The sequence below is a fragment of the Streptomyces sp. Ag82_O1-12 genome, from assembly GCF_900182715.1.
In the GTDB taxonomy this organism is placed as follows: domain Bacteria; phylum Actinomycetota; class Actinomycetes; order Streptomycetales; family Streptomycetaceae; genus Streptomyces; species Streptomyces massasporeus.
The window spans coordinates 931,972-944,692 of record NZ_FXUW01000001.1 but is presented as its reverse complement, the minus strand read 5'-3'; the positions used below and the strand labels follow the sequence as shown (position 1 = coordinate 944,692).

General features: G+C 71.3%; 8 protein-coding genes. All 8 read left to right on the top strand.

Annotated features, from left to right (window positions below):
* Positions 1 to 25: 25 nt before the first annotated feature.
* The 8 genes from QOL88_RS04375 (at position 26) to QOL88_RS04340 (ending at position 12,592) form a co-directional block, all read left to right on the top strand.
* On the top strand, positions 26 to 1,984 hold the full coding sequence (locus QOL88_RS04375; protein ID WP_097215171.1) for a TOMM precursor leader peptide-binding protein: 1,959 nt from the start codon (positions 26 to 28) through the stop codon (positions 1,982 to 1,984).
* 66 nt (positions 1,985 to 2,050) lie between these two features.
* Complete coding sequence (locus QOL88_RS04370) at positions 2,051 to 3,727, top strand: nitroreductase family protein (RefSeq protein ID WP_097215170.1); 1,677 nt, start codon at positions 2,051 to 2,053, stop codon at positions 3,725 to 3,727.
* A gap of 106 nt (positions 3,728 to 3,833) precedes the next feature.
* On the top strand, positions 3,834 to 6,494 hold the full coding sequence (locus QOL88_RS04365) for a lantibiotic dehydratase (protein ID WP_097222857.1): 2,661 nt from the start codon (positions 3,834 to 3,836) through the stop codon (positions 6,492 to 6,494).
* A gap of 1 nt (position 6,495) precedes the next feature.
* Positions 6,496 to 7,581: a lantibiotic dehydratase C-terminal domain-containing protein gene (locus QOL88_RS04360; RefSeq protein WP_097215169.1), complete on the top strand. Its 1,086-nt coding sequence runs from the start codon at positions 6,496 to 6,498 to the stop codon at positions 7,579 to 7,581.
* Entirely contained in the window at positions 7,574 to 8,827 is a 1,254-nt protein-coding gene (locus QOL88_RS04355; RefSeq protein WP_257027489.1) for a zinc metalloprotease, read from the top strand. The genes QOL88_RS04360 and QOL88_RS04355 overlap by 8 nt, the downstream gene beginning before the upstream one ends.
* Before the next feature lie 29 nt (positions 8,828 to 8,856).
* Positions 8,857 to 9,789: an ABC transporter ATP-binding protein gene (locus QOL88_RS04350; RefSeq protein WP_179878764.1), complete on the top strand. Its 933-nt coding sequence runs from the start codon at positions 8,857 to 8,859 to the stop codon at positions 9,787 to 9,789.
* Positions 9,786 to 10,535, top strand: a complete 750-nt coding sequence (locus tag QOL88_RS04345) for an ABC transporter permease (protein WP_097215168.1) — start codon at positions 9,786 to 9,788, stop codon at positions 10,533 to 10,535. Before QOL88_RS04350 ends, QOL88_RS04345 begins: the two co-directional genes overlap by 4 nt.
* A complete protein-coding gene (locus QOL88_RS04340; protein ID WP_097215167.1) occupies positions 10,532 to 12,592 on the top strand; it encodes a TOMM precursor leader peptide-binding protein in 2,061 nt (686 codons plus the stop codon). The genes QOL88_RS04345 and QOL88_RS04340 overlap by 4 nt, the downstream gene beginning before the upstream one ends.
* The last annotated feature ends 129 nt before the right edge of the window (positions 12,593 to 12,721 follow it).

Below are 12,721 nucleotides of genomic sequence, written 5' to 3'. Positions count from 1 at the left end.
CCCGCCAGGCGGCCCGTGGGCCGGTATGTCCGCCCTGCTCGGCCCGAGTCTGACCGCACACGGCCTGGTCCCGGACGCTGCGGGAATCTCCCTGCTGGGCATCCGGGACGAACTGTCCGTACCTGCTGACGAGTCAGCACCACCGTCCGGGGAGCAACCCGTCGCGATCCACCTCTACGGGCACCACGCCGTCGTGGGTCCACTGCCCCGGCCTGGCTCGGACGGCCCCGGCTGTCCGCGCTGTCTGGCGCGCAGATGGCAGGCGGTGCGCTCGTTCTCCCTGCGGGACGCCCTGGAACAGGGCGGGAAAACAGCTGCTGCCGGTCCGTCCCCGTACCGTGTCCCGTTCGCCGCCGACACCCTCGCGGCGCTGATCGCGGCGCACCTGGAACGCAGGGGAGGGCCGGGCGGAAGCGCCCTGCCGGGGGACGGGGCGAGGGAGGGGAGCGCGGAGGCGTCCGGGAGCGCCGCCCTCCCGAAGATCTGCCTGGTCGACCTGGAGCGGCTGACCGTACGGAGCTACCCGCTGGTGCCCGATCCGGAGTGCCCCGCGTGCGGACGCAGCGTCCCGGACACCGCGGAGGGGGCACGTCTGACGCTCAGTGCCGCGCCGAAGCACGCCCCCGGTTCCTTCCGGCTGCGGGAGATCGACGACTACGACCTGGATGCGGATGCCTTCGCCAACCCTGTCTGCGGGGCGCTCGGGCCGTCCGTCGTCCACGATGTCGCCTCCAGGACCACCTCGGCCACCGTCGGCTGCTTCACCCTGCGGTCCGGCAACTATCTGCGCGAGACCTTCTGGGGCGGGCACGCCGACAGCTTCCGCCGCAGCACACGGATCGGCGTCCTGGAAGGGCTGGAGCGCGCTGCCGGGATGCGGCCGCGGGCGAAGCGGACCGAGGTGGTCGCCTCGCTGAACGCCCTCGGCGACCGGGCGCGGGTCGACCCGCGGGAGTGCGGTCTGTACTCCGACGCCTTCCACCGCGACAACCCGCAAGTGAAGCCGTTCTCACCCGACCGGGAGATCCCCTGGGTGTGGGGGTGGTCCCTGCGCGACGAACAACCGGTGCTCGTACCCGAAATCCTGACGTACTATCACGCGCCGGGCGGCCTGGAGAACCGGTTCGTCCAGGAGAGCTCCAACGGCTGCGCTTCCGGCGGCTGCCTCGAAGAGGCCCTCTATTTCGGGCTGATGGAAGTCGTCGAGCGCGACGCGTTCCTCCTCTCCTGGTACGGGCAGGCACGGCTTCCGGAGATCGATCCGCGGACCAGCGCACGGCCGGCCACCCGTCGGATGGTGGACCGGCTGGCCATGTACGGCTACGAGGCCCGGTTCTTCGACACCAGGATCACCTTCCCGGTTCCGGTGGTCACCGCGGTCGCCGTCCGCCGGGACCGGGGCATGGGCACTCTGTGCTTCGGCGCCGGTGCGGGGCTCGACCCCGAGTCCGCACTCGACTCGGCCCTCTGCGAGATCGCCACCGACGCGGTCAACCTGGTCGACAGGACCCTGCAGAACGAGGCCCGGCTGCGCCGGATGGCCGCGGACTTCGACCGGGTCGAGGTCCTGCACGACCATCCATTGCTCTACGGGCTGCCGGAGATGGCGCGGTACACGGACTTCCTGCTGGCCGAGCCCGGCAGATCCCGCCGGCCGCGCCGGTCCATGGCGGACCTCTACGGCAACGGGTCCGTACCGCCGGTCTCCACGGACCTCCGGGACGACCTGCGGCAGTGCGTGTCCTGGGTGACCGGGGCGGGCTACGACGTCGTGGCCGTGGACCAGACACTCCCCGAGCAGCGGGACCTGGGGCTGCACACGGTCGGCGTCATCGTGCCGGGCCTGATCCCCATCGACTTCGGCCGACGGCGGCAGCGCGCTCCCCATATGCCGCGGATGCGTACGGCCCTGCGGGAGGCGGGGCTGCGGGGCCACGACCTCGCACCCGAGGAGGTCAACCCCGCTCCGCACCCCTTCCCATGAACCGGCGGTCGCACGGCGCATGCGCCGAGGGATCCACCGGCCCACGAACGAGAAAGGAAGGACGTCATGGGATTCGCTCATGACTATCTGTCCGCTGTTCTTCAGCGCGCCAGAGTCCCCATGGAGCCCGCCCGGTTCGAGCCGGACTGGTCCGACCGCCCGCGCAAGGGCAAGTTCTACCCGGGGGTGGATTCCTTCCCCCTGCCCGACGCAGGACCACTCACCGGTGCGACCCTGGAACAGGGCCTCTACCCGCCGCCCGCGATGCCGGAGAGCCGCTTCAGTCTGCCGCTCCTCGGCGACATGCTGCTCCATTCATACGGACTGATGGGCCGTCGGCTCGGCGTGCAGAGCAACTCGGACCTGCCCGCCCTGCCCTTCTACACGGAGGCCAACTGGTCCCGCGGTACCGCTTCCGGAGGAGCCCTGTACCCCGTCAGCACCTACTGGGTGTCGGGGCCCGGCGGCCCGATGACGCCCGGTGTGCACCACTACTCCACCACGCATCACGCCATGGAGCGGCTGCTGACCGGGGATGTGTCCGGGATCGTCCGGGACACGCTGGGCGGGCTGGAAGCGGCCCAGCACACCGACCAGTTCCTCGTGCTCGGCGTCAAGTACTGGACAAACTCCTTCAAGTACAACAGCTTCTGCTACCACGTCGTCAGCATGGACGTCGGTGCCCTGCTGCAGACCTGGCGGCTCTGGGCGCGGGCCCGCGGGCTGCGTATCGAGCCCGCTCTGTGGTTCGACGAACGCGAGTTGGGGCGGTTGCTGGGACTTCCGGACGGCGAGGAAGGGGTCTTCGCGGTCATCCCGCTGACCTGGGAGGGCCCCGGAGCCACCGGCGGGGCGGAGCCGGTGCAACGGCGCACCCCCACCGGGGTCAGGGCGCCGGCGGCCCGGCGTGCTGCTCCGGCAGCGAAGTCGCGCCGCGGCGACAACCGGCCTGCCACGGCGACCGTCCGGTATCGGGACAGCGAACGCTCCCGCCGGACTCAGCGGTTCGAAGCGGTCCAGCGGATGCACGAGGCGACCCTCGACGGTGCGGCGGACCGGCCGGAGCCCACCGCACTCGCCCCCGCCGCGGCGACGAGTGCTGCCGCCGGAATGGGACGCAGGTCGCTGCCCGCGCCCCTGCCCGTCGGCATGGAGGTTCGGCAGGCACTGCGCGAACGCCGCAGCAGCTTCGGGCGGTTCGACGCACGCCGGCCCATGAGGGCGGAAGAGCTGTCGACCGTGCTGTCCGCGCTCGCGGCGGTGTCGCTGGACAGCGACGCGACCGGTGCCGACGGCCCGGCCCTGCTGAAGGTCTACGCCTTCGTCAACCATGTGCGGGACATCGAGCCCGCCGTGTACGCCTACGACAGCGTGGACCGTGACCTCCGGATCGTCCGCCCCGGAGACTCGGGCGACTTCCTCCAGCGCAACTACTTCCTCTCCAACTACAACCTGGAGCAAGCGGGCGCCGTCATCGTGCCCACCATCCGAGCGGAAGCAGTGCTGGACGCCGTCGGCGACCGCGGATACCGGCTGGTGAACGGAACGGTCGGGGCCCTGGCGCAGACCCTCTACACGGTCGCCGCCGCCCTGGGCCTGGGCGGCGGTGTGGCCCTGGGCTTCGACAACTGCTCCTACATCGAGGAGCTGGGGCTCGCCGGAACAGGGGAGGCGCCGCTGCTGATCACGATGATCGGCCGCGAGGACCCGCTCGCTGCCGACGTCCGCTACGAGATCGCCTGAGCCGATGGACCGAAGAGGAACAGTGACACACGACGTTTCCGAGGCATCCCGGGAGCCGGTCGGCGCCGGGGGGCGCAGTGCTTCCTGGGCGCTGTCCCGCCGCTGCATGCTGCGCCTGGCGGGCCTGCCCATCGAGATGGTGCAGGCCCTTCGCTGCCCCGACACCCGGCGCTGGGCGGACCTGGTGCTCGACGAGGAGGAACGGCTGACCGCCGCTGGGGCGGACCTCAGCGAGCTGCTCCACCCCCTCGTCAACAGACACCCGGACGACCGGGCCCGCCGGGACCTGCTGCGGTTGCGGCGGGACCTGTTCAACAACCGGATGCCGGCCACCCCGGACGCGGACCTGGCGCTTCTCACCTTGATCAGCGCGTCCGCGGCGGACGGGGTGGCGCTCTGGCTCGACGCGCGGCGAGCCCTGGACGAACTGCGCGCGGAGGGCGCCGGTCTGCTCGAGCGCGAACTGGCCGCGACCCGGGCCGAACTGCGCGTGCTGGCGGGGGAGGAGCGACTGCGGCTCGGACTGCTGCTGGCGTCGCCGACCCTGGAGGCCCAGCTCGACCGTTTCGTCCGCAGCGATCCCGCGCGGCCGGACAAGCGCGGACGAAAGATCGAACGCTCCCTGCTGGCGTACCTCTACCGCACCGCCTGCAAGACCAGCCCCTTCAGCACCTTCACCGGGGTGGCATTGGGGGAGTTCGCCCCGCCCACCTCGGACGATGCCTTCGGCCTGGAGCTGCCGTCCACCTGGTCCAGCCACCCGCGGCTCAACACCGTTGTGCTGGGCCGCTTCGCCGACCGGATCGCCGCGGACCCCGTGCGGCGGGCGGATCTGCCGCTCGCACCGGCCTCCGGCTGGGTCCGGGACGACGACCGCGTGCGGTATGTCCGCCGCTGGGTGGCCGCGGGCGACGACACTGCGGCCGTCACCTTCGACGCGGTACGGGACCAACTGTTCTTCCTTCGCCGCAGCGGCACCCTGGAACGCATGCTCGCCCGGTTCGAGGAACGTCCCACGATGCGGTACCAGGAGCTCGTGCACTGGCTCGGGACCGACGCGGGAGCGGAACCGGAGGAGTGCGAACGCTATCTCGCGGCCCTGCTGGACCTGGGCATGATGCAGGTGCCCACCCTGCACACCGACGTCCACAGCCCGGATCCGCTGAAGTCCTTCCGCGACGCCGTGAGCGCCCTGGACCGGCCCTGGGGCCGGCAACTCGCGGCCGCGCTCGATGCGCCGATCGCCTGCATCGACCGCTATCCGGCGGCCGACGCCGCGACCCGCCGGGCGCTGCTCTCCGACCTCAGGAGCGGACTGGGCGCCGCTCTGGAAGCCGTCGGGGAAGGCGGCGCAGCGCTCCCGCAAACCCTGCTGTACGAGGACGTACGGGTCGGCGACGAGCCGGTGCCGGTGGCCGGCAGCGCGTGGGAGAAGGCGGTCGCGGACCCGCTGCGCCGTCTGGAGGCGGCCATGCCGGCGTTCGACCTGACCCTGGCGCAGCGCATCACCTTCACCGGCTTCTTCGTCACACGCTACGGCCGCGGCGGCCGGTGCGACGACCTGCTGAAGCTGGTCCACGACTTCCACGAGGACTTCTTCGACCAGTACCTCACCGTGGTCTCCCGCCGGAAGAGGTTCGACGACGACGGCACCCACCTGGCCGAGGAGAACTGGCTCGGGCTGCCCGGGATCACCGCCTTGGACCGGGCTCGTGAACGCTTCGTCGAGGGCATGCGCCGAGCGTGGGACGGCCGTGAGGACGGTGACGACGAGCTCCTCCTCGATGCGGGCCTGCTGGCTGAAGTGGCGGCCGAACTGGGCCCGCAAAAGGCGGAATTCACGGCGCAGACACACTTCCTGCAACCCGCCGCACAGGACGGGGAGCCGCTCCTGGTGCTCAACCAGTCCTTCGGGGCGCTGTCCTTCCCCTTCAGTCGCTTCACCCACTGCTTCGACCCCCCGGCTGGCGCCGGGGCCCGGAGTCCGTCGCTGAGCGATGTACTGCGCCGTTCGGCGCGGGAACTCCAACCGGAGGGGACGGTGTTCGCCGAACTCACCGGCGGCCCCGTCAGCAGCAACCTCAATCTGCACGGGCAGCTGGCCGACTACGAGATCGTCTGCCCGGGCGAGACGAGTTCGGTGCCGGAGGAGAACCGCATCCACCTGGACGACCTCTGCCTCCGGCACGACGAGGAGTCGGACCGCCTCGTCCTGCACTCGACGAGGCTGCAACGGAAGGTCGTGCCGCTGTACTTCGGGTACCTGGTGCCCATCGCGCTACCCGAGATCCCGCGGACGCTGCTCCTGCTCTCGCCCACCTCCCGTGCCCGGCTCGACCTCTGGGACGGTGTGCCCGAGGGGAGGCCCGACCGGGGGGTGACCTTCCGGCCGCGGGTGCGCCACGACTCCATCGTGCTGAGCCGGCGGAGCTGGACGGTGACGGTCCGGGACCTCCCCCTGCCGACCCCCCACACGGCGGAGGACGAGGCCTTCCTCGACTGGAACCGCTGGCGTCGCGGTCACCGGATCCCCCGCCGGGTGTTCGCTTCCTTCACCCGGGGAGGGGCCGGCGGCTCCAAGCCCCAGTACGTCGACTTCGACAGCCCTCTGTCGCTGGGCGCCTTCCACAGCCTGGCCAAGGACCCCGGGGCCACCGTGGTGCTCCGGGAGATGCTCCCCGACGAGGACAACCTGCCCGCCCGCTCCGGACGCGGCCGCCACGTGGCCGAGATTGCCGTCGAGACCTTCACGACTCGGACTTCCTGACATGACAGCGACGCACCAGCCGCAGACCACGCGCACCGGCGAGCCCGGCGCCTGGCAGGCCTTCCACATCTTCTACGCCGCCAATCCGCAGCCCCTCCTCCTCCAATGCGTGAGACCCCTGGTGGAATCGCTCACGGCGGACCGGCTGCTCGCCGGCTACTTCTTCATCAACTACTGGCTGGAGGGACCGCACGTTCGTCTGCGGCTCCGGCCGGTCGATGAGGCGGCCGCCGATGAGGTGCGCGAGCGCACGGAGCGGGCCGTCGAGTCCTTCCTCCGGGCGCGTCCCGCGCTCTACGAGGTCGGCCCGGGTTTCCTCAACGAGCTGTACAACACCCTGTTCGACCTGGAGATCCCCGAGGACGACCGTCCCAGGTTCCTCGGCGCCGACGGCCGGATGCAGCTGCGGCCCAACAACACCTGCCACCGCGAGGTCTACGAACCCGAGTTCGACAAGTACGGTGGCCCGGCCGGGATCGACCTCGCGGAGTGGCACTTCCGCCACTCCAGCGACATGGTCATCGAAGCACTCCGCACCAAGAACCTCCATCTGCGGACCGTGCTGCTCGGCACATCGTCGCAGCTGATGATGGTCATGGCCGCCACCTTCGTGGACCGACCGGACGCGCTGGCGAACTACCTTGACCGCTACTACGCCTTCTGGCACGAGGCGTTCCCCGACACCGGTTTCATCGGGACGCAGGAGTACGACCGCACCTACGACCGGATGGCCGAGCAGCTGCGCCACCGCTTCACGGTCATCCGCACCTGCATCGCCGACGGTGCCACCGCGCATCTGCCGTCTTTCCTGCGCGGCTGGGCAGCGCACTGCGCGGAGCTCCGCGAGCGGGCCACGGCTCTCGCGCTCCGCGGCGACCTGGTCTTCTCCTCGCGCGACGGCGCCCCCGGCGGGACGCTCACCGACCCGCGGGCCGTGCTGCCGCGGCTGCTGTCGCCGTACATGCACATGACGAACAACCGGCTCCATGTCACGATCCGCGACGAGGCGTACCTGGCGCACATCCTCGGCCGCTCGCTCCGGGAGACCCTGGAAGAGGCCGGTGGCTCCGGTGGCGGCGATGGATGAGGCCGGGCACGCCGGGGGCGTCGCGCACGCGGGCTGGCAGCCCGCACTGCGGTCGGACATCCTGATCAGCCCGGCCCTGCGGCGTGGGGCGGTCCGGGTGCACATGCTCAAGGACCCGCGCAACGGGCGCGCCTTCCGCGTCGGCGTGAAGGAGCACTTCATCATCGCGCGGCTCGACGGGACGCGGAGCCTCGCGGAGATCGAGCAGGCTTACGCCCGGGAGTTCGGCTTCGCACTGTCGCAGGCCCACTGGCGGCGGATGCTCGGACTGCTCCACAGCCGCGGACTCCTGGTCGGTTCGCCGCCGGGGCGGCCGGGCAGCGGGACGGTGCGGCCCGCGGGGCGCAGAGGTGCGCACCGGCGCAACACCCTCCTGCGGGGCGACGTTCGTCTCGTCGCCGACCCGGCTGCCTGCGTGGACCGCCTGAACCGGCTCACCGGCTTCGCCCGGACCCCGCTCTTCCTCGTCCTCGCGCCGGTGCTGGTCACCGCGATGGAGATCGGGATGGCCCTGCGGGGGAGCGAACTCGGCAGGGAAGGGCTGCGGGCCGTGCTGCACCTGCCGTCCCTGGCGGCGGTGGCGGTCCTGCTCTGGGTGAGCCTCGCCCTGCACGAACTCGCGCACGGTGTGGTGGCCGGCTGGTTCGGCGGCTCCATCTCGGAGATCGGCCTGCGCTGGCGGCTGCCCGTGATCATCATGTACTGCAGGGTCGAGAACTACATGTATCTCCCGCGCCGCCGACACCAGGTGGCGACCGCCGCCGCCGGCGCCGCGGCGAACCTGCTCTTCCTGCTTCCCTTCTACCCGCTCTGGGCTCTCCTGCCGCCATGCCACCCCGTACGCGACGCCACCGCGGCCCTGCTCCTGGCCGGTACCGGCCAGGCGCTGCTGAACCTGGTCCCGCTGCCCCCGCTGGACGGTTACCAGATCCTCAGCCATGTCCTGGGGATGTCGGACTACGCGGCCGAGAGCCGCACGTACCTGCTGTTGCTGACGAGACGTCAACAGGCCTCCAGGTCCATGGTGTCCGGCTATCCACGCCCTGTCCGGCTCGCCTATCTGGGTTACGCGATCGGCTCCGCGCTGCTGGTCCTCGGTGCCTGTACGGGAGGGGTGCTGCTTTGCCGGCACTTCCTGACCGACCGGTTCGGTGCGGCAGCCACGGTCGTGCCGACCGTGCTGCTCGCGCTGATGGTGGCGGCCACGGTCGCAAGGCCACGAGGAAGGACGGTAGAGCCCGCGTGAACCCGCAGTACCGCGCAGCAACGGAACGAATGGATGAGGTGAGCGAAGTGGACACCACTTCGGGACCGGCCCTGATGCTCGACGGCGTCAGCAAACGGTACGGGAAGGTGCAGGCCCTCGAACGGGTATCGCTGGAGGTCGAACGCGGCGAGTTCTTCGGCGTACTCGGCCCCAACGGCGCAGGGAAGACCACCCTCGTCGAACTCATGGAGGGGCTGCGCATCGCGGACTCCGGCGAGATCTCGGTCCTCGGACGGAAGCCGTGGCCCCGCGACCCGGCCCTGCTGCCGCGGATCGGGGCCCAGACGCAGAAGTCCGCCTTCTTCCCCCGGCTGACGGCCCGGGAGCACCTGGTCACCGTCGCCGGGCTCTTCGGCTGCGAGGCCGCCGCCGCTGACGGAGCGCTGTCCCTGGTCGGGCTGGAGAGCAAGGCCGAGGAACGGGTCGAGGACCTCTCCGGCGGCCAGCGCCAGCGGCTGGCCATCGCCTCCGCCCTCGTCCACGGGCCGGAGCTGGTGTTCCTCGACGAACCGACCGCCGCACTGGACCCGCAGGCGCGCCGCGCCCTGTGGGAGACGCTGCGCACGCTCAAGGCGATGGGCCGCACCATCGTCTACACCACTCACCACCTGGACGAGGCCGAGGCGTTGTGCGACCGGGTGGCCATAGTCGTCGACGGCTCGGTCGTCGCCCTCGGAGCCCCGCACGCCCTGGTGGGCGAGCACTCGGGTGCCACCAGCCTCCTGGTTCCGGCCGAGCGGCTCTCGGTGGAACGCGCGCAGGCCATTGCCGGTGTCGAGGAAGTCACCGTCGAAGGCGGCGCGGTGGTCCTGCGGACCCGCAGCAGCGGCACCGTTCTCGCTGAGATCGGCGAGATCGCGGGGCTGGACGGAATCCGGACCAGGTCCACGACGCTCGAGGACGTCTATCTGCAACTCACCGGAACGAGGAACGCATCATGAGCGCCTACTCCGTCCTGACCCGGGCCACCTCCCGCGCCGCCTCCCGCGACTGGACCGCGCGGTTCTTCACCTTCGTCTTCCCCCTCGTCTTCCTCTGCATCTTCGGGCTGCTCTACCGGGGGCAGGAGGTGTCGGAGAACGGCGGCGCATACATCGACAACATCGCTTCCGGCGTCCTGTCCTGGGGCGTGGCCAACGCCGCTGTCTTCGGTGTGGGCTTCACGCTCATGCAGTGGCGCAACAACGACCTGCTGCGGCTGATCAGGATGTCGCCGGCACCGCTGCGCTCCGTGCTCGGTGCCCGCTACACCGTGGCACTGCAGGTCGCCGGCTGGCAGACCCTGCTGACCGTTGCCGTGGGCGTTCTGCTGGGTCTGCGCATCGACGGACCCTGGCCGCTGCTCGTCCCCGTGATGATCCTTGGTGTCACCGTTTTCCTCGCCATCGGTGCCGTGATCGGCTCCCTCGCCAACACGCCCGAGGCGGTCGCGGCGGTCGCCAACTGCCTGATGGTGCCGATGGCCTTCCTCTCCGGATCGTTCCTGCCCCTGGAGTACCTGCCGCCATGGGTGCGGACGCTGTCGAACATCCTGCCGTTGCGTCCCATGAACGATGCGGTGGCAGGTGCGCTCACCGACCGCCACGACCTTGCGGGCATCGCCGTGTCCTGCGGTGTCCTGGCCGTATTCGGGATCGTCTTCTCCGTGATCGCCGCCAAGACCTTCCGCTGGAGCAACTCCACATGAACACTGACTCGTCGACTCTCGAAGCCGATCTCCCGTTGGCGGCGCACGACGCGAAAACGCCACTGGAGACAGCCCGGCACACCCTGCAACGGGGGCTGGCCGATCGTTTCGCCGCCTCCCCGTCAGCCCGCCCGCCCGGCACATCACCGCCCCGGGTCGCGGCCCTGGGCGCGGCCGACGCGCTCGACGCCGCGGCAGGGCAGGACATCGCGCTGCGCCGCGCGGCCGACGTCCATCTGACGGCCCAGGCCGTGCTTGTCGGCCCCTGGGGCGGTGGCGCGTCCGAGGCCTGCGGCCAGTGCCTGGCGATGCGCTGGCAACGGCTGCGTTCCCGCTCCGAGCGGGACGCCCTGGAGACGGGCGGCCGGACCCGACTCGCCGCCCCGCACGCCGCCCCGGGGCAGGGGTGGCAGCCGGCCCCCTGCACACCGCCGGCCGGCTGGCCGCTGCTCCCCGGGTACCTCGTGGACGCGGTGTGGGACCTGTACGAGGCCGTCGTCCTGGCGCCGGCCACGCCGGCGGAGGAGTTCGCCGGGCCGTGGGGACCGGGAGACGCGGGGCTGCCGCGGGTCTCCCGGATCGACCTGGAGACACTGCGGGTCCGGACCTTCCCCCTGCTGCCGGAACCCCTCTGCCCGGCCTGCGATCCCCTGCACCCGGCGGCGGAGGCGACCGAACCCGTTCTGCGCTCCCGGCCCAAGCCCGCGGAAGACACCTACCGGTTGCGCCCGGTGACCGCCTACGAGCTGCCCAGCCTCGCGCTGGCCAACCCCGTCTGCGGCGCGCTCGGCGCCGGCACCTGGATCAATGTGACGTCACCGACCACCTCCCCGGTGGCGGGCAGCGTGTTCGTACGCGGCTACGCGGGCCTCTCCGACGTGACCTGGAGCGGCCAGGCCAACTCCTTCGCCACCAGCAGGGGGTTGGCCTTCCTCGAAGGCCTGGAACGGTACGCCGGCACTCATCGCCGCCGCAGGGGGCCGCTCCTGGTGGACTCCTACGACAACCTGGCGGACGCGGCCCTCGACCCGAGGAGCTGCGGGGAGTACAGAGAGGAGACCTACCGGGACGACCCGATGGTCAGCCCCTTCGACCCCGCGGCAGCCATCCCGTGGGTGCGGGGGTACTCGCTGCGGGACGAGCGGCCGATCCTGGTGCCTGCGCGGCTGGCCCACTACAGCGCCGGGATCGCCGCGGACAACTTCGTCTTCGAGTGCTCCAACGGCTGCGCCATCGGCAGCTGCCTGGAGGAAGCCGTGCTGCACGGGCTCCTCGAACTCATCGAACGGGACGCCTTCCTGCTCGCCTGGTACGGCCGGGCGGAACTTCCCCGGATCGACCTGGATACGTTGGACAGCGCCGTCATCCGGGGCATGGTGGACCGTGCGGCGCTCCTCGGCTACGACATCCACGTCTTCGACAACCGGATCGACCTGCCCGTACCGGTGGTCACCGCCCTCGCCTCGCGCCGGGACGGCGGTCCCGGGAGGCTCTCCTTCGCCGCCGGCTCCGCGCTCGAACCCGAACTCGCCGTCGACGCGGCCCTCTCCGAGGTCCTTACCTACATCCCGCATCTTCCGAGGCAGGTCCAGGAGGAGCGCGACGCGCTCGAAGCGATGGCGAACGACTTCTCCCTCGTCCGGAATCTGAGCGACCACCCCAGGCTGTTCGGGCTGCCCGGGATGGCCGGACACGCTCCGGAGTACCTCGCACCCGCGCGCACGCTGCCGATGGCGGAGCTCTACGGGACGGGACGGACGCGCCGCGGCACCGGCGGCCGGCCGGATCTGCTCGACGACGTACGGCACTGCCGCGACGCCCTGGTGGAAGCGGGGTTCGACGTCGTCGTCGTCGACCAGACGACACCGGAGCAGGAGCGCATCGGGCTGCGGACCGTCTGCACGATCGTGCCCGGGCTGCTGCCCATCGACTTCGGATGGCCCCGGCAGCGCGCCCTGCGGATGCCGCGACTGCGCTCCGCCTTCCGCCGGGCGGGGTGGCGGGACACCGATCTCTCCGACGCCGAGATCCGTTGTGTACCGCACCCCTTCCCCTGACCGGGGAAGGGATCACCGGGGGTGTACGCGGCGCCCCGTCCGGCGGAGCATGCCGTACGGACGGGTGCGCCGGGAGACGGCGGACGGGCGCCCGGCACCGGTTTCCCGGCCCCGGACGCCCGTGGCGTC

Excerpts from the sequence above, each read along its gene's own strand:
- QOL88_RS04375 (WP_097215171.1), top strand. The coding sequence starts at position 26 with ATGTCCGCCCTGCTCGGCCCGAGTCTGACCGCACACGGCCTGGTCCCG.
- QOL88_RS04355 (WP_257027489.1), top strand. The coding sequence starts at position 7,574 with ATGGATGAGGCCGGGCACGCCGGGGGCGTCGCGCACGCGGGCTGGCAG.
- QOL88_RS04365 (WP_097222857.1), top strand. The coding sequence starts at position 3,834 with ATGCTGCGCCTGGCGGGCCTGCCCATCGAGATGGTGCAGGCCCTTCGC.
- QOL88_RS04350 (WP_179878764.1), top strand. The coding sequence starts at position 8,857 with ATGGATGAGGTGAGCGAAGTGGACACCACTTCGGGACCGGCCCTGATG.
- QOL88_RS04360 (WP_097215169.1), top strand. The coding sequence starts at position 6,496 with ATGACAGCGACGCACCAGCCGCAGACCACGCGCACCGGCGAGCCCGGC.
- QOL88_RS04345 (WP_097215168.1), top strand. The coding sequence starts at position 9,786 with ATGAGCGCCTACTCCGTCCTGACCCGGGCCACCTCCCGCGCCGCCTCC.
- QOL88_RS04370 (WP_097215170.1), top strand. The coding sequence starts at position 2,051 with ATGGGATTCGCTCATGACTATCTGTCCGCTGTTCTTCAGCGCGCCAGA.
- QOL88_RS04340 (WP_097215167.1), top strand. The coding sequence starts at position 10,532 with ATGAACACTGACTCGTCGACTCTCGAAGCCGATCTCCCGTTGGCGGCG.